Here is an 18,088-nt window from a genome sequence, read left to right as displayed (position 1 = left end):
GAGGTCGTGATTGAAGCCTCAGTGTAAGGGCTGTACATGGCGCTGGCGACTGTTTTTTCAAGGCTGGCCCGCTGAATTAAAATGCCGGATCTTCTGATGCTGTCTGCTTTGGGCTACACTAGCGCACTCTTATGCGACAAGGTACGCGACCAGCTGCGCGACCACCAAAGCGCCATCTGCCTGCTACGAGCGGCGCCTGACCGGACCACCCGGCTTTTTGTGACTGAAAACTCTGATGAAACTGAATACGCAACAAAATGACGCGGTGAAATATATCGCCGGACCTTGTCTGGTACTCGCGGGCGCCGGCTCGGGGAAGACCCGGGTGATCACCAATAAAATTGCCTATCTGATTGAAGAGTGCGAGATGCCGGCCCGGCATATCGCTGCGGTGACTTTTACCAACAAAGCCGCCCGTGAAATGAAAGAGCGGATTGGGCATACACTCGACCGGACCAAATTGCGTGGCCTGACCGTGTCGACCTTCCACACGCTGGGCCTTGAGATCATCAAAAAAGAACACAAAGCCATTGGTTATAAAGCCAATTTCACGTTGTTCGATGATCAGGACAGCATGGCACTGCTGAAAGAACTGACCGAAAACGAACTACTCGGCGACAAAGATTTGCTGCGCGCGCTGCAAAGCAAAATCTCCAGCTGGAAGAACGATTTAATGCTGCCGCAGCAAGCGCTGGCCCGCGCAACCGACGCGCAGTCGATTAGTTTTGCCAACATCTATGCGCAATATGCCCAGCAACTGCGCGCTTACAACGCACTGGATTTTGACGACCTGATCATGGTGCCGACTTTGTTGTTTGCGTCCAATGTCGAAGTACGGACGCGCTGGCAACAGAAGATCCACTATTTACTGGTCGATGAATATCAGGACACCAACACCAGTCAGTACGAACTGGTGAAATGGCTGGTTGGCGAACGCCAGCGCTTTACCGTGGTCGGTGACGATGACCAGTCGATTTACTCCTGGCGTGGCGCCAAACCGCAGAATCTGGTGTTGCTTGGCAAAGATTTCCCCAATCTGCGGGTGATTAAACTGGAACAGAATTACCGTTCCTGCGAGCGCATTCTGAAGGCCGCCAATATTCTGATCGCCAACAACCCGCACGAATATGACAAAGCGCTGTTCAGCGAGCTGGGCTATGGCGTGCCACTGAAAGTGTTGCCGACGCGCAACGAAGAAGACGAAGCGGAAAAAGTGGTGGCAGAAATCATTTCGCACCGGTTTTTAAACCGCAGCCAGTACCGCGACTATGCCATTTTGTATCGCGGCAACCACCAGGCCCGGGTGTTTGAAAAAGCGCTGATGACCAACCGCATTCCTTACAAAATTTCCGGCGGCACGTCGTTTTTTTCCCGTAGTGAAATCAAAGACATCATGGCGTACCTGCGCCTGCTGGTGAATCAGGATGACGACAATGCGCTGCTACGGATCATCAACACGCCCAAACGCGAAATCGGCGCTGCGACGCTGGAGAAAATCGGCAGTCTGGCCAATCAGCTGCATATCAGCTTGTTTGACGCCTGCTGTGCGCCAGAACTGTCGGACGAATTATCCGCGAAAAGCCTCGCTTGTGTGCGCCATTTTGCCAACTGGATAGTCGCGCTGGCCGACAATGCGATCCGGGCAGAGCCGGCCGAAGCGGTGCGGGACTTGATCCGCCAAAGCCAGTACGAAGCTTATTTGTTTGAAACCAGTGCCAGTACGAAAGCGGCAGAAATGGCGCTGAAAAACGTCAACGAGCTGTTTCGCTGGATCACCGAGATGCTCAAAGGCGACGAAGAACACGAGCCAATGACACTGGCAGAAGTCGTCACCAAACTGACACTACGTGACATGATGGAGCGACAGGAGCAACAGGATGACGCCGACCAGGTGCAGCTGCTGACCTTACACGCCTCCAAGGGCCTGGAGTTTCCTTATGTCTTTATGGTGGGGATGGAAGAGGGTATTTTGCCGCACCAGACCAGCGTTGATGAAGACAACGTCGAAGAAGAGCGCCGGCTGGCTTATGTGGGTATCACCCGCGCCCAGCGCGAACTGATTTTTACCTATGCCCGCGAACGGCGGCAATATGGTGAAGTGATCAAACCAGAACCAAGCCGTTTTCTCGATGAATTACCACAGGATGATTTGGAGTGGGCGAAAGCGGCACCGGTGAAAACTGAAGAACAGCGCCAGCAAACCGGCCTGGCGCATCTGGACCGTTTACGCCAGTTGCTGAAGAAAGACTGATTCTTGCTGCTGCGCTGGCTGCAACTGTTTCACCAGTTGGCCTTGCAGGTAACAACAACCGGCATTGACCAGCAGTTCACGCACAGCATGATCGTCGATACCGTCGGCGATCATGCGGAATTTATAGTTTTGCGCCAGCGTGATCAGCAAGTCAAGCAACTGACGTTTCTGGCTCTGACGCAGCAGACTGCGGCAAAAACTGGCTTCCAAGCGCACAAAATCAAACGGATAACCGGTCAGCAAGCCAAGCGGCATCATATCGGCGCCGAAATTTTCCAGCGTCAGCCGCACTCCTAACCTTTTCAGATTATGCAGATAACTCAGCGCGGTGTTATTCAGCTTCATCAGTTCAAATTCGGCAAATCCCAGGCTCAACCGATGCAGCACTTGTGGTCGGGCGGCAAGCAGCTTCTGCAAACGATCAAACTGCACCGGATGGGTCAGGTGCTGCACACACAGTGGCAGACAAATCACCGCCGGTTGCGGCTGGCTACTGAGTAAATCCAGAATCTGTTGTAACAGCTGCAGCTCGATTTGTGCCAGCACGCCCGCCTGCGCGGCTTGCTGACAGAAATCCTGCTGCAACCCTAACTGCGGGTGCTGCCATTGCATCCGGGCGGCATAACCCAGCGTATGGTGTTTTTCGCTGCATACGATGGGGTCGTAGGCCACCGAAAATTGTTGTTCAGTCACGGCCTGATGCAGTGCCTGTTCCAGTGATAACTCCTGCAATAACTGCTGACGCATCGATTCAGTAAAAATGACAAACCGGTTGCGACCGAGCGATTTTGCCTGATACATCGCTGCATCGGCATCACGCAGCATGCCGTCGGCATTGGTGTAACTGGCATCATAATGCGCAATGCCGATCGAGGCGCCGGAGTACAGACTTTGACCCTGTAATTCCATCGGCTGACGTACGGCTTCAATAATCCGGTCAGCAACATCTTCTGCATCAGCTTCTTGCTGTAACTGCGTCAACAACACAACAAATTCGTCACCGCCTAACCGTGCGACTAAATCATGCTCACGCACGGTCAGTAATAAACGTTTGCTGATCTCAATCAGGAAGGCGTCGCCGGCATGGTGGCCCATGGTGTCATTGATCAGCTTAAACCGATCTAAATCGATGAATAACAGCGCAAATTTGAGATTCGATTCGCGATTACGCAGCGCAAACTTTTGTTTTAACTGCAGCATAAACATCTGCCGGTTGGCGAGCCCGGTCAGCGCATCATGATTGGCTTCGTGGAATAACTTTTCTTCGGCTTTTTTCCGTTCTTCTACCTGCAGGCGCAAAAACAAATTGGTCTGACGCAGTTCACGTGTGCGTTCAAAGATCTTGCGTTCCAGATCTTCCTGATGCAGTTTTTGTTGTTCGATGTTCAGGCGACGCTGAATCGCCACAGCGATGTGTTGCGAGACAAAACGCAGAATATTCAGCTCGTTATCACCATAAATATAATCCTGGTGATAGGACTGCACGGCGATCACGCCTAAAGCCTGTTGCTCCATCAATAAAGGCGCGCCTAACCAGCTGGTGGCGTGAGGCAGCGGACTACCACCATTGTCTTGCACCAGGCGGATCACTTCGCCCTGCGCCACTAACAAGTCAGACAGCTCTTTGTTGATGAGGCGAGCTTCGCCAACCCGCAGCACATATTCGGTGAAGCCTTTGCGTAGCGGCCGTTCCGTTGCTGGCGGACAATATTGGTCCACGTAGAATGGGAAACTCAGCGTCTTGCCGCTTTCATCCAGCAGGGCGATATAGCAGTTGTCGGCTGGCATCAGGCCGCTGAGGATTTGGTGTACTTGCCGGTAAAATGCCGTCATATCCGGCTCAGTAGCCGTCAGTTCGGAGATCTTATACAACGCCGCCTGCAACTTTTCGGCATTGCTGCGCTCGCGGATCTCACGCTGCAATGACAGATTGGTATTTTGTAACTGACGGGTACGTTCACGTACCGTTTGTTCCAGCAACTCACGGCTTTTCACCCGATCAATGGCTGTCACAGTGTGCATGGCAATTTCAGTCAGCAAATCGACGTCATGCTGTTCATAGAGCCGGCCGTCTTCATAAAGCTGCACGGCCATCACGCCGATCACTAATTGACCCCGGCGCAATGGCACGCCCAACCAATGGTGGCTGGGTGTGCCCTGAGATTCGATATCGCCGGCGGCGATCAACTGGCGGAATTTATTGGCGTCACACAGCAGTGGCTGACCGGTCCGGCAGACATAGCCGGTCATGCCTTTGGCAAAATCGGCCGGGTCGAGCTGTCCGGCATCCAGCGAATCCATTTCATCGGCGTAATATTCAACCTGAAACCGGCCACTGGGCTGATCTATTAACACAACAAAGAAGTTATCTGCTGCAAGATGTTGATTTACAAGACTATGAATTTTTGGATAGAACTGAGCCATATCGGTCAGTGTGCTGGCCAGCTCTGACAAATTCAGCAACGCCTGCTGCACAGCATAGGCAAGCTGGTATTTCTTTAACAGAGATGTCAGGCGACGAATTTGGCCGGAATGCTGCCGGTTCGTAGCGTGTGGAGTTAATTCCTTCAACGGACGCTCTTTTTTTCGTTATTGATCCGGTGGTCGGATCTTTATACAGAACCGGTCCTATTATGCACAAAGATTAAACAGAGGAAAGAGCGCACTGGCGATTTCTGGCTGGATTTTTAGACGTTTTTGTTATTGTTGACGACATGTTGGCGATAACCGGCGTTTGCGTAAATCATATGCAAACGACAGATCGGAATTAACAAGATTTTTACTGACGTCGATTTGACCTGATCAGGCCGCAGATCAGACGAAAAAAAACCGCCGGACGGCGGTTTTTTTCGTTACGGATGGGTTACAGACCTTCCGTCATGAATTTGATGGCATTCATAATATCATCGTCTGAACAATCACCACAGGTACCGCGTGGTGGCATCGCACGGATCCCGTCAATCGCATGTTTGTGCAGCGTTTCCAGCCCTTGCGCCAAACGAGGTTTCCAGGCTGCCGCATCACCTTTTTTCGGAGCGTCTAACGCGCCGGTGGCGTGACAGGCAAAACAAGCGCCCTGATAGACCTGCTCACCAGTGCGTGGACCTGTTGGTTTCGCCGCTACCGGCTCTGAACCTGCCAGATACACCTGACCAACTGGGGCAATGCGCGATTTTAATTCTTCCAGGTTTTTGTCTTCCGCTGGTGTTTGCGCCAGTACGGCAAAACTCAGCATGGCCACAGCAACAGTGATTTTTTTCATTGATCGGGGTCCCCGGGGATTAAATGCCTTACAAATTTCAGGGCATTATAGCGTTGCGCTGACAGAATGTGAAAGCCCTGCAACCGAACATCTGTCGCATCAGTGTGATCTATAACAAAAAACCGGATCAAGGTCCGGATCTTTGCGGATCCCTAATCGAACGCATCGAAAACTGACTCCCAAATCAAGCAAATTATTTTTGATTTTTCCGCTTTGCATTCGCTGTGGTTGTGGTAGTCTATTTTCCCGTTGCCTGCTTTGTGTCTCTAATTTTGACACTAACACGTACCCAGTCAACGAGGTGGAAAAATCTGTTTTCCACAATCAGGAAGTAAAGAATAATAACAAGGGCCCGGTTGTTTCCCCCTTAGTTTTTTCTTAAAAAACATCACTTTACCTTCACATTGTCGATTTTAATCGACGGTGTAAATTCGCATATCAAGAATTTTTTCACAGACATATTCACAAGATATCCACAAGAGCGTGTTAGTGTTTTGACTGGTTGTCTGGTAACGCTTATGGCATTCTTGGCAAAATTTTCCCGGAGTCCCTGCTATGCCGCAGATCCCTGCTGATCCTCTGATCCTGGTCGATGGTTCTTCTTACCTGTTTCGTGCTTACCATTCGCCACCACATCTGACTAATTCCCGCGGCGAAGCCACCGGCGCCATTTATGGTGTCGTTAACATGTTAAAAAGCTTATTGCGTCAGTACAATCCGACACAAATGGCCGTGGTGTTTGATGCCAAAGGCCCAACCTTCCGCAATGAAATGTATGCCGATTACAAAGCACACCGCCCACCGATGCCGGACGATCTGCGCAGTCAGATTGAACCGTTGCATCAGATCATCCGGGCGATGGGATTACCACTATTATGCATTTCCGGTGTCGAAGCTGATGACGTGATTGGTACGCTCGCTGCAACGGCCAGCGCACAGGGCCGGCACGTGTTAATTTCCACCGGCGACAAAGACATGGCACAGCTGGTTAACGCCCATGTCACGCTGATCAATACCATGACCGACACTATTCTGGATCCGGATGGCGTCAAAGAAAAATTTGGCGTCGGTCCTGAGCTGATCATCGATTTTCTGGCGTTGATGGGCGACAAAGCCGACAACATTCCGGGCTTACCCGGTGTCGGAGAAAAAACCGCACAAGCAATGTTGCAAGGCATTGGCAGCATTGCCGAGCTTTACCAACGGCTGGATGACATTGCCGCACTAGGTTTTCGCGGCAGTAAAACTATCGCCGAAAAAATGCGTGAACATCAGGCGCAGCTTGAACTGTCTTATCAGCTGGCAACGATCAAAATCGACGTCGATTTGCCGCAGGCATTTCACGAATTGCATGTGCAGCCTGCCAATCTGGCATTACTGGCCGAGCTGTTTGCCACCTGTGAATTTAAACGTTGGCACAGCGAAATACTGACCCAGCAAAAACATGCAGGCGCTGAGGCTCCGGCTGTCGCTGCCGCAGCAAGCAGCGACAGCCGCGCGGTAGTTGAGACAACCGCCGCCCCTGTCTCTGCCATAGACCGCAGTCAGTACCAGACTATCCTGACCGATAGCGATTTCCGTCAATTGCTGTCTACGCTGCAAAACGCGACTTTAGTTGCCTTTGATACTGAAACCACCAGCCTCGATTATATGCAGGCCGAATTGGTCGGCATGTCATTTGCCATCGCGCCGGGCCAGGCCTGGTATCTGCCGGTCGGACATGATTATCTCGGTGCACCGGAGCAGTTGCCGCGCGATGCGGTGCTGGCCACGTTGAAAACCTGGCTGGAAGATCCGCAGGCCGCCAAAGTGGGCCAGAATCTGAAATATGATAAAAGCGTACTGGCCCGCTATGACATTGAGTTAAATGGTATTTTATTCGATACCATGCTCGAGTCCTATACGCTGAACAGTGTCTCTGGCCGTCACGACATGGATAGTCTATCCGAGCGTCACCTGCAGCATCAGCCAATATCCTTTGAAGACATTGCCGGTAAAGGCAGTAAGCAGCTGACGTTTAATCAGATTGAGCTGGAAAAAGCTGCTGAATATGCCGCTGAAGATGCGGACGTCACTTTGCAGCTGCATTTAGCCATGTGGCCGTTATTGCAGCAGGCTGAAGGCCCGGCGAAAGTATTCCGTGACATTGAGATGCCCCTGCTCAGCGTCTTATCTCGCATGGAACGCAATGGCGTTTTGATTGACGCCGCTTTACTGGGAAAACAAAGTGAATTTCTGGCCGGGCGGATCAGTGAACTGGAGATCCAGGCGCATCAGGCCGCTGGCAAAGTATTTAACTTGTCATCGCCAAAACAACTGCAGGAAATTCTGTTTGATGAACAGAAACTGCCGGTACTGAAAAAAACGCCGGGCGGCGTACCATCGACCGCCGAAGATGTGTTGGTCGAACTGGCACAACAATATGAATTACCGCGGGTTATTATTCAGCATCGCAGTCTGATTAAGCTGAAATCCACTTATACCGATAAATTGCCGCAAAGCATTAATCCGCAAACCGGACGGGTACACACGTCTTATCATCAGGCGGTGGCGGCAACTGGTCGTCTGAGCTCAACCGAGCCCAATCTGCAGAATATTCCGATCCGCACCGAAGAAGGCCGCCGCATTCGGCAGGCTTTTATCGCCCCGGCTGGCAAGAAAATTCTGGCGATTGACTATTCACAAATTGAACTGCGCATCATGGCGCACCTGTCACAGGACAAAGCACTGCTGGATGCTTTTGCGCAGGGCCGCGATATTCACCGCGCGACCGCTGCAGAAGTATTTGGTGTCAGTCTGGATGAGGTAACGACTGAACAACGTCGCCGCGCCAAAGCGGTCAACTTTGGCCTGATTTACGGCATGTCCGCGTTTGGCCTGGCACAGCAACTCGATATCAGCCGCGGCGAAGCGCAACATTATGTTGATACCTATTTTGCCCGTTTCCCCGGCGTACTGGACTATATGGAACGCACCCGCGAGCAAGCGCATGCACTGGGTTATGTTGAAACCCTGTTTGGCCGGCGTTTATATCTGCCGGAGATCCAGAGTAAAAATATGGGCCGGCGCAAAGGTGCTGAGCGTGCGGCGATCAACGCGCCGATGCAAGGTACTGCCGCCGATATTATTAAACGCGCCATGCTCAGTGTGGACGCTTATCTGCAACAACAGGATCCAGCAGAGATCCTGATGATCATGCAAGTGCACGATGAACTGGTGTTTGAAGTCAGTGCAGCGACGCTGGCGGATCACCAGAGCCGACTGGTGCAACTGATGCAAGACGCAGTTCAACTGGACGTGCCATTGCTGGCTGAAGCCGGTTCTGGCGATAACTGGGATCAGGCACATTAAAAACCTGGAAAATTTCGGCGCGGTGCTGAACTTTTCTGCAAGCGGTCACTCTGATTAACGGTGAACATGTCCCGTTCCTGGTACGACACCCATTTAGCCCTGGCGATTGCCGGGGCTTTTTTTACCTTATCCCACTTACCCAGCCAAGAAACTACAAGACAACCGTCGACGGGAAGTATCAAAGAAAGCCGCGCAATAAGCAGGCCGGCACAGGCCAACAGCCAACAACCAACAACCAACAACCAACAGCCAACAGCCAACAGCCAACAGCCAACATTTTGTTTGCCCGCAGCTAAAAGGTTGTTTAATTACGTAAATTCAGCAAAAGACGAAAAAACAAGCAATAATTGTAATTTTATTACGAAATGCGCTTGCTTTTTAAACCGTCATGAGTAGAATCAAAGGCGTAGGGTACAGAGGTAAGATGTTCTATCTTTCGGTGGTTTCAAGCATTAGTGATTGATTCTACATAGAAAGTAGGCTTATTTAGCCGCCCCACTGCTTGCAGTGGGGCGTTTTTTTTTGTCTTTTTCTGAAAATTTATTAGATATTTTAGAGCAAATACTTCAAACAATGGAAAATTGCTGTATAATGGCCCTGTCTTCTTCGTAAGACACCCTGTTGATTTGAAATTTATTAAATAGCTTCTCCCCGTTTGCTATGCCGGCTGTTCTCTGAACCGCCGGTTTTTTCTTTTTGGGGCAAACGAAAAAGTCGTCAGTACCGTACCGGTCTGACGACAACAATTGAAATAGACATTCAAAGCAGAAGCATCAACCTAAAGCCGGTCGATGCTGTGTACAGAAATAATCAGCGGGTTACGTCAGTTGACGTGCTTTCCACCGGCTCATCACTGAACCAACGATCTAGCACTTGTTCCAGCTCAGTTAAGCCAAACTTATTTAACGAACTAAAGGCTTCAACCGTCACATCGCCCATAAATGCCATTGAAGCGTCCCGCACTTCAAGTAAGGTCTTTTTGCGGGGACCCGGGCTTAATTTGTCGGCCTTCGTTAATAAGATCAATACCGACAATCCGGATTGCACCGCCCAATGCACCAGCTGTTGGTCCAAATCTTTCAGCGGGTGACGGATGTCCATCAGCACGACTATGCCTTTCAGACTTTTCCGCTTAATCAGATACTCACTGAGCGACTTCTGCCATTTTTCTTTGACTTCCAGTGGGACTTTGGCAAATCCATAGCCTGGTAAATCGATCAGCCGTTTGTTGTCGGCTAAATGAAAAGTGTTGATCAGCTGGGTCCGGCCTGGCGTTTTACTGGTCCGGGCTAAACTATTTTGCCGGGTCAGCGTATTCAGTGCACTGGACTTCCCTGCATTTGATCGTCCTGCGAACGCCACTTCGATGCCTGAATCGTCCGGCAAGGCCCGAATATCGGGGGCACTGGTCAGAAATCGTGTTTGCTGGTAGTTAAATATTGCTTTGTACACTTCATACTCCGGACTTAAATTTGGCTATAGTTTAGCGGAAATCAATAATCTGCATAAGTATTGGGATTTTCTAACTGCGGGTTTCGTGTAAAATAGGCATAAAAAATAGGGTTATTATCTTCTAAGCCTGCTGCAGTTGGGCAGGGTCACGCAGAACAGAGACAATTAAACATGAGAAAAATTGCAATTCCAGTCATGCTTTTATTAGGGTTGGCCGGCCAGGCTGCTGCGGTTGAAGGCAACGTCGAAGCAGGTAAAGCAAAATCTGCCACCTGCGCTGCTTGTCATGGACCAGATGGTAACAGCCCAACCGATATGTATCCGAAAATTGCCGGGCAACATGCCGGCTATCTGTATAAACAATTGAAAGAATTTAAACAGGGCGCCGCCACAGGTGGTAAAGAAGGCCGCAACAATGCTGTGATGGCTGGCATGGTAGCAGCTTTGTCTGATGAAGATATGAAAGATCTGGCAGCCTATTTTGCATCACAAACGATGAAATCAGGCACAACACCAGAAGACGTGGTAGAGGCCGGACAGAAATTGTTCCGCGCTGGTGACATGCAGCGTGGTATTCCAGCTTGTATCGCCTGTCACGGCCCACGCGGTGTAGGTCACAGTCTGGCGGGATTCCCGAAAATTTCGTTCCAGCACGCCGCGTACATCAAAACACAGCTTGAAAGTTTCCGTGCCGGCACGCGCGCAAATGACCTCAATGGCATGATGCGCGACACTGCACACAAACTGACTGACAAAGACATTGAAGTGTTGTCAAAATACCTCGGCGGTCTGCATTAATCACAGACGTCCTGCCAAAAAGAAAACCGGAGCTTGCTCCGGTTTTTTTGTATTCAGGCATCGGGAATAATATGTTGCCTGAGCGCCAGAGATGCGTACCCGTGCTGATTTGTGAGATATATCTCACAACCCGTGTAAGACATCCGCCTGAAACTATGCAGATAAAATAGGGAAGTCATCGCAAAAATAATGTCAAACATCTGAATTTATTTGACATTAATTTTTGGTTCAGTTTTTTTCTGATTTTTTTTTAAACACAGGCTTGCCATTCTGCTCAATCGGAGTAAATTAAACCCCGTTACTTTTGGTAACAATAAGACAAAACGGAAGTTTTGCATGGAAAGCAGCTGTGCTTTAGTACATTTTAAATGGCATCATCACTGATGTCGGCGTTCTTAACGCGAGCCCCACGGAAGACGAAAAAAGTATTAGGACGATCGCGAATAACAATTTTTGCACGGAAGCGACGCAACAATATACGGAAACTGACCAGACAGGGTGTCTAATACGGTTAGGACGACATAACAAAATTCAGTGCTGCTTGCACAACTTTTCAGACGGCGATGACTTAAAGTGATCGCCGTTTTGTTTTTTTACGGTCCGATTTGCAATGTTCCCGCCGAGATCACCGATAAAGCCATAGGCTTTGTGGCAAAAACTGGTTAAAATACGCGCCCTTTTCTACAGGTACACACCATGACACGCATCAAAAAGTCCCGCACCAGCGGTCAGATTGGCAATCGCCACAAACCCGCAGCCGAAGCACGGCAAACGCGCGAGCGTCCGGTCGAGACCAAGAAAAAAGGTGCTGGTTTAAAATCCGGTAGCCGCAATGCCCCGCAGCCGGAGAAATCACAACACAGCGGTCCGGCCAATAAAGATCCGCGCCATGGCAGCAAAAAGCCCATCGAGCTGCATGTGAATGAAGCCGAACAAAAACTGCTTCAACAAACGCCAGATTTCAAACCCAAAGCCCAACTGGCTAAAGTCAAAGTCATTGCTTTGGCGCCGGAACAGGAACTCGCGGAACTGGAACAGGATGAAAAGTTGCTGGATCTGGTCGAACGCGTCGAAAACGGCGAAATTCTGACTGGTAAAGATGCCAAATACTTCAATGCGAAAACTGCCCGTCATGCTGAATTACTGACGTTGCTGGGTCTGGATGAAGACGAAGAATCAGACGAGACTGATACCGCTGAAGAAGATGCGGATCCGCTGGCAGAGTTTGAGCGTACTGACTGGCGTAAAGATTTACTGGGCGAGTAACATAAAATGACTATCTGGTGGGGTTTGCTGGGCCTCGGTGTGCTGATTGTCAGCGCACTGGCGTTTTATCTCGGACGTTTATTGTCGCAACTGCAAAAACAAAAATTGCAGCAGCAACAAGCCAAAGCAGAGCACCAACGCAAGCAGGCCGAACATCAGCAGTATCTGCTAGACAGTATTGTGTTGATTGGCCAGGCGACGCTGGAAGATCAATGTGAACTGTCGGAAGCTGGTTTGCGGATTTGGGTGTTGCTGGAGAACCTACAGCCGGAACTGGCACAAGCCTGCCGTTACCCCGGCCTATTTGCGATGTACGACTGCGTCAAGGCGATGCCAACGCACGAAGCCCGCAAAGAACTCGACAAAAAAGAGCTACGCCGGCTTGATCATCTCCGCCAGCAAACCGAAATACAGCTGGCAGAGTCGATTAAACAAGATATCCGCCAGTTACTGGAAATTCTAAAATCAGTGCACTGAGACAGAAGCCGCAATTCTGCGGCTTTTTGGTTTGTACTACCAATCCCTTCTGTACTACCCACGCCATCCGTTACTGTTTATAAACTTTACCGGCTTTCATCACAAAACTGACTTTACCCATCACACTGATGTCCTGCAGCGGATTGCCCGGCACGGCGATGATATCGGCCATTTTGCCAGCTTTCAGACTGCCCAGGCTCTGCTCCATTTGCAGCAAACGTGCACCTTCGATAGTCGCACTCAGAATGGCCTGATGCGCCGACATGCCGCCTTCGGTCATATAAACAAATTCGCGCCAGTTATCGCCATGCATGCCGACACCGGCATCAGTACCAAAGGCGATTTTGACGCCGGCCTTCTGCGCTTTGCTGAACGTGGCCTGGATCAAAGGCCCGATAGTCGCCGCTTTTAACCGCACCATTTCCGGGAAATAGCCTGGTTCTTTCGCTTTTTCGGCGACAAACTTACCGGCGCTGATAGTCGGTACAAAATAAGTGCCGTGCTGTTTCATCAGCTTGATGGTGTTGTCATCCATAAAAGTGCCGTGTTCGATCGACGTCACGCCGGCTTTAATGGCTCGCTCCATGCCTTCTTTACCGTGCGCATGCACCGCAATGGTAAAACCATAGTCTTTGGCGGTGCTGACAATAGCTGCCAGTTCTTCGTCGCTGAACTGTGCGTTCATACCACTTTTCGCCACGCTGAGCACACCACCGGTTGCGGTGATTTTGATCAGATCTGCGCCTTCTTTGTAGCGTTGCCTTACCGCTTTACGCGCATCGTCCGGACCATTAATCACACCATCATCCGGGCCTGGGTCACCCATCCGCAAGTAAGCCACGCCATTGGTCGGATCGGCATGGCCACCGGTGGTGGCAATAGATTTGCCTGCAGTGAAAATACGCGGCCCATTGGCATAACCGGCATTAATTGCCTTACGCAGCGCGGTACTGATCAGGTGGCTGTCGCCCAATTCCCGCACTGTGGTAAAGCCGGCCAGCAGCGTTTTTTCGGCATAAGTCGCACCGCGTAACGCCACATCTGCTTCGTTCATCGTGAAGCCTTCGCTATAAGCACCCGGGCTACTTTGGTAAGAAAAATGCGTATGCATATCCATCAGGCCCGGCAACACCGTTTGCTTGGATAAATCAATCAGGGTGTCCGTGGCAGCAGGCTGGCGAAAACCGGCTTCGATGGCTTTGATCTGGTCGTTTTCAATCACCAGCGTTTGTTTTTGCAGAATTTGTTCGCCTTCCGCTGTGATCACAGTGCCGGCGTGGATCAACGTTGCCGCGTGGCCCGTCAGCGGTAACAGACCGGCCAGCAGCATTGCAGTGGTTATTTTGTTCATTGTTGTTCCCGGGTTATGAGGCTTTGCCTCTTATTGAAAGTCCAATCTGTTGTGTTGGATCAATATGCACTTCAACACAGTCTTTATACTGACGCCATTTCCCCTGTGGCAGATGCGATATGATGACGACATTCCGGGACGAAGCCCTGATCAAAAAATACAACGTCAAAGGCCCCCGTTACACCTCTTACCCCACCGCGTTGTTACTGCGCAGCGGCTTTGCGCCAGAGCGCGCTTTGCAGGCACTGGCAGACACCGGGCCGGCACTGAGCCTCTATCTGCATGTACCGTTTTGTCGGGAGCTTTGTTATTACTGCGGTTGCAACAAAGTGATCAGCCGCGATCAAAGCAAAGCCGACCGTTACCTCGACGCCTTAGCCACCGAGATGGCCTTGTATCAAAGCGCCTGTGCGGCGAAACAAGTGCACCAGCTGCATTTTGGCGGCGGGACCCCGACTTATCTGGATGAAGCGCAGCTGCGCCGGCTGATGCAGTTGCTGCATCAGCATTTCCAGTTCCTGCCAGAGGCTGAGCTTAGCATCGAAATTGATCCCCGCAGTTGTGATGTCGAAAAGCTCAGACTGTTGCGTGAACTGGGCTTTAGCCGCGTCAGTTTTGGCGTGCAGGATTTTGATCTGCAAGTGCAGCAAACAATTAACCGGATCCAGCCCTATAGCATGGTCGAAACCCTGGTCAATGCGGCCCGTGAGCTGCAATTCCGCTCAGTGAATCTGGACCTGGTGTATGGTTTGCCACATCAGGCCACTGAGACTTTCAGCCAAACGCTGGCGCAAGTGGTCACTTTGGATCCGGACCGCGTCTCGTTATTCAGCTACGCGCATTTGCCGGAACGATTCGCCGCACAACGTAAAATTCCCGATGCCGCTTTGCCGGGCGCCACCGAAAAACTCGGGTTACTGGCGCTGGCGATGGACCACCTGCAACAAGCTGGTTTTGTTGCCATCGGCATGGACCATTTCGCCAAAGCCTCAGATCCGCTGACCAAAGCACAGCAGGCACATCAGCTGACCCGTAATTTTCAGGGTTATAGTGTCGATGCCTGCGATGCGTTACTGGGTCTTGGCGTTTCCGCCATTAGTCAGGTCGGCAATGTGATCTGGCAACAACAAAAAGAGTTGAAACACTATTATCAGGCGCTGGAACAACAGCAGAAACTCGCCATTGATAAAGGCCTGACGTTAAGCCGGGATGACCAAATCCGCGCCGATCTGATCGCCCGCATCATGTGCAATTTTGTGCTGGATAGCGCCGCCCTGGCGCAGCAATGGCAGATAAATTTTCAGGATTATTTCGCCGGCTCGCTGGCCCAGCTGGCGCCTTGTCTTGACGATGGTTTGGTGCGTTGGCAAGGCGATGTACTGGAAGTGACAGAGCGCGGCCGGCCCTGGGTGCGGATCATTGCTGCGGCTTTTGATGCTTATTTACTGGGGCAGCAGCAGAGTTATTCCAAGGTTATTTAAACGCGCTTTAATACAACAGTTTCAGCCCAACCGGAACGGGTAAGTGCCACTGTGCAGCCAATACTGGCAGAGACCATCGACGGTTTGTTCCTGTGCCTGCTCTGCCAGCCGGTAATATAAAGTCCGGCTGAATTTGGCGCGTAAGCCGCGTTTTAGTTGCAGATAAGGCAGTAACTGGCCGTTGCCGGCTTCTGGTTGCAACAGCACCGGAAAGTCCGGCCCGGCGATAAAACTCTGCTGCAAATTGCTGGTCAGTTGCAGCCGGCCATCCTCCAGCCATTCGGCATCGACCAATAAAAATGGTGCATCGTCGACTTCGATCTGCACTTGCTCCGCCGGCGTCGTCAGCAGATATCGCCCGTCAACACAACTCAGCACCGCCGCAAACAGCCGCACCAGTTCTGGTCGCTGAATAGGGCTGCCATGGAAATACCAGCTGCCATCGCGATCAATGCGGATCGGCACAGGCCCGCAAAAAGCGGGGTGCCACTGCTCCAGCGGGTAGTCCGTCAGAGCGCCAAGTTGCTGTTGTAATGCAAATAAGTCCATGCTCATCCCACAAAAATGCGTCGGCCAAAGCCGGTCAATGATGTTAGCATATTGTACGACCCCGTCGTCACAGACCCTCATGAGGATGCAGCTATGCAACAAGAAGTGCAGGTGATTACGCAGAGTTTAACTTTTCTGCAGAAGAATCAGGATTTGATCATCGGTTTTGGCCTGAAACTGCTGGTCGCTATTTTCATCTTTTATATTGGCCGCTGGGTGGCACTTGGTGTATCGCGCCTCGTTGGCAAAGCGTTGCTGCTCCGTCATGTCGACCGCGCTGTCGTGTCGTTTTTATCCAGTATCGTGTACGCGGCAGTGCTGATCGCCTTTACGCTGATGGCGCTGTCACAATTAGGTATTCAGACGGCGTCGTTCCTGGCCATTCTTGGTGCCGCCGGCCTGGCTGTGGCATTGGCGCTGCAAGGCTCATTATCAAATTTTGCCTCGGGCGTGCTGATCATCGTATTCCGGCCGTTTAAATCCGGTGATTTGGTCGAAGTAGCCGGCATCAGCGGCGTGGTAGAACGCATTGATATTTTTCAGACTATTTTCAAAACCGGTGACAACAAAAAAATCATCGTGCCGAATTCGCAAATTACCGGTGGGGCCATCGTCAATTATTCCGCCGAAAAACGCCGCCGTATCGATTTAACTATCAGCATCAGCTACGACTCCGATCTGCGTCTGGCCAAACAAATCCTGCATGACATCCTGCAGGCCGACAGCCGGGTGTTAAAGGACCCGGAAGCGGTGATCGCCGTCGGTGCACTGGCAGACTCCTCAGTCCAGCTAATCGTCCGCCCCTGGGTCGAAGCCGCCGATTATTGGGCGGTGTATTGGGATTCGCTGGAACAAATCAAATTACAGTTCGATGCTGCCGGTATCGAAATTCCTTATCCGCAAATGTCTTTGCATATGAAACCTCACAAGGATGAAGCATGAAATATCCGCTAATGCTGGCTGCGCTGGCAGCAACCTCTCTGTCCGTTCAGGCGGCTGACGACACCAAACTGGGCTGGAGTACCTCGGCTGAATTAGGTGCGATCACTACGTCCGGCAATACCAAGGGCACCTCGGTAACGGGTAAAATCGACGCCAAACAAGAAATGGTGCAGTGGAGCAATGAATATGTGCTCAGCGCCTTTTTTAAAGAAGATGAAAAAACCGATGTGAACGGCAACCGCTTTAGTGAAAAATCGGCCGAACGTTATTTTGCGTCGGGCAAAGCTGGTTACAAACTTGATACTGATCACGCCAAACTGTTTATTTTTGGCTCACATACCGAAGACGACTTTGGTGCCTACACCAGCTACAGTCTGATCTCGGCCGGTTATGGCGACCGCTTGTATCAAGGCGATGGCATCAGTATTGATGCCGAGATCGGTCCTGGTTATTACAGCGGCAAAACCAGCGGTGATATCACCGAAAAAGGCGCTCTGGTGCGTACCGCCGGCAGTCTGGACTGGGTCATTTCAGACAGCGCGACCTTCCGCCAGTTGCTGAGCCTTGAAGCTGGTTCTGACAACAAAAGAACGCAGTCTGAAACCTCGGTCAGTGCCCGCATTAATGGCAGCATGCAAATGAAAGCAGCGTTTACCGTACAGCACGACTCTGATGTGCCGGTCGGTAAAAAGAACACTGACACACAAACCTCGCTGACTTTGGTGTATTCGTTCTGATTATCTGAGCGCTATGCCAGGGCAAGACGCCTGCTGTTGGCGTCTTGCCGTACCTGATTTGCCGAACGACGGGCTTCGGCTATGCTTCATCAATAGACCTTGCCAGCCAGATCCAGCATTCGGTGCCGGAACTATGTATTGGCACAGCCCTGCCCGGGTGCTGTGTGGGTT

At 51.1% G+C, this 18,088-nt stretch carries 14 protein-coding genes; 9 read left to right on the top strand and 5 right to left on the bottom strand.

Going from position 1 to position 18,088, the window contains the following annotated elements; genetic code table 11:
* The first annotated feature begins 235 nt into the window (after positions 1-235).
* Complete coding sequence (rep, locus tag ATY27_RS03090; RefSeq protein ID WP_208932699.1) at positions 236-2,251, top strand: DNA helicase Rep; 2,016 nt, start codon at positions 236-238, stop codon at positions 2,249-2,251.
* On the opposite strand, the gene ATY27_RS03085 is transcribed toward rep, so the two are convergent.
* Together ATY27_RS03085 and ATY27_RS03080 are read right to left on the bottom strand one after the other, a co-directional pair.
* Positions 2,225-4,822, bottom strand: a complete 2,598-nt coding sequence (locus ATY27_RS03085) for a diguanylate cyclase (protein WP_208932698.1) — start codon at positions 4,820-4,822, stop codon at positions 2,225-2,227. The genes rep and ATY27_RS03085 overlap by 27 nt on opposite strands.
* 292 nt (positions 4,823-5,114) lie before the next feature.
* The gene (locus ATY27_RS03080; RefSeq protein WP_208932697.1) at positions 5,115-5,513 is read right to left on the bottom strand and encodes a cytochrome c5 family protein; all 399 of its coding nucleotides are present in this window, start codon (positions 5,511-5,513) and stop codon (positions 5,115-5,117) included.
* Between the two features lie 555 nt (positions 5,514-6,068).
* Here ATY27_RS03080 and polA point away from each other — a divergent pair.
* Together polA and ATY27_RS03070 are read left to right on the top strand one after the other, a co-directional pair.
* Positions 6,069-8,864: a DNA polymerase I gene (gene polA, locus ATY27_RS03075; RefSeq protein ID WP_208932696.1), complete on the top strand. Its 2,796-nt coding sequence runs from the start codon at positions 6,069-6,071 to the stop codon at positions 8,862-8,864.
* Positions 8,865-8,930: 66 nt separating this feature from the next.
* Positions 8,931-9,260, top strand: coding sequence for a hypothetical protein (locus ATY27_RS03070; RefSeq protein WP_208932695.1), 330 nt, complete (start codon positions 8,931-8,933; stop codon positions 9,258-9,260).
* A 414-nt stretch (positions 9,261-9,674) separates the two neighbouring features.
* On the opposite strand, the gene yihA is transcribed toward ATY27_RS03070, so the two are convergent.
* On the bottom strand, positions 9,675-10,316 hold the full coding sequence (yihA, locus tag ATY27_RS03065; RefSeq protein WP_208932694.1) for a ribosome biogenesis GTP-binding protein YihA/YsxC: 642 nt from the start codon (positions 10,314-10,316) through the stop codon (positions 9,675-9,677).
* A 171-nt stretch (positions 10,317-10,487) separates the two neighbouring features.
* Here yihA and ATY27_RS03060 point away from each other — a divergent pair, with 171 nt between their 5' ends.
* The 3 genes from ATY27_RS03060 (at position 10,488) to ATY27_RS03050 (ending at position 12,857) form a co-directional block, all read left to right on the top strand.
* Entirely contained in the window at positions 10,488-11,114 is a 627-nt protein-coding gene (locus ATY27_RS03060; RefSeq protein ID WP_208932693.1) for a c-type cytochrome, read from the top strand.
* 696 nt (positions 11,115-11,810) lie between these two features.
* The gene (yihI, locus tag ATY27_RS03055) at positions 11,811-12,380 is read left to right on the top strand and encodes a Der GTPase-activating protein YihI (RefSeq protein WP_208932692.1); all 570 of its coding nucleotides are present in this window, start codon (positions 11,811-11,813) and stop codon (positions 12,378-12,380) included.
* A gap of 6 nt (positions 12,381-12,386) precedes the next feature.
* Positions 12,387-12,857, top strand: a complete 471-nt coding sequence (locus ATY27_RS03050) for a DUF2489 domain-containing protein (protein ID WP_208932691.1) — start codon at positions 12,387-12,389, stop codon at positions 12,855-12,857.
* 70 nt (positions 12,858-12,927) lie between these two features.
* On the opposite strand, the gene ATY27_RS03045 is transcribed toward ATY27_RS03050, so the two are convergent.
* Positions 12,928-14,208, bottom strand: a complete 1,281-nt coding sequence (locus ATY27_RS03045) for an amidohydrolase family protein (RefSeq protein WP_208932690.1) — start codon at positions 14,206-14,208, stop codon at positions 12,928-12,930.
* A gap of 119 nt (positions 14,209-14,327) precedes the next feature.
* Between ATY27_RS03045 and hemN the strand changes: the two genes are divergently transcribed.
* Positions 14,328-15,689 carry an oxygen-independent coproporphyrinogen III oxidase gene (gene hemN / locus ATY27_RS03040; protein ID WP_244151399.1) on the top strand — a complete coding sequence of 454 codons (1,362 nt, stop codon included), beginning with the start codon at positions 14,328-14,330 and terminating at the stop codon, positions 15,687-15,689.
* Positions 15,690-15,710: 21 nt separating this feature from the next.
* On the opposite strand, the gene ATY27_RS03035 is transcribed toward hemN, so the two are convergent.
* Positions 15,711-16,238 (bottom strand): DUF1285 domain-containing protein, encoded by a 528-nt coding sequence (locus ATY27_RS03035; RefSeq protein WP_208932689.1) that lies wholly within the window; start codon positions 16,236-16,238, stop codon positions 15,711-15,713.
* A 93-nt stretch (positions 16,239-16,331) separates the two neighbouring features.
* On the opposite strand from ATY27_RS03035, the gene ATY27_RS03030 reads away from it, so the two are divergent.
* Complete coding sequence (locus ATY27_RS03030) at positions 16,332-17,180, top strand: mechanosensitive ion channel domain-containing protein (RefSeq protein ID WP_208932688.1); 849 nt, start codon at positions 16,332-16,334, stop codon at positions 17,178-17,180.
* On the top strand, positions 17,177-17,917 hold the full coding sequence (locus ATY27_RS03025; RefSeq protein WP_208932687.1) for a DUF481 domain-containing protein: 741 nt from the start codon (positions 17,177-17,179) through the stop codon (positions 17,915-17,917). The genes ATY27_RS03030 and ATY27_RS03025 overlap by 4 nt, the downstream gene beginning before the upstream one ends.
* Positions 17,918-18,088: the final 171 nt, after the last annotated feature.

The organism is Rheinheimera sp. F8, from assembly GCF_001518915.1.
This window is presented reverse-complemented; position numbering and strand designations above follow the sequence as displayed.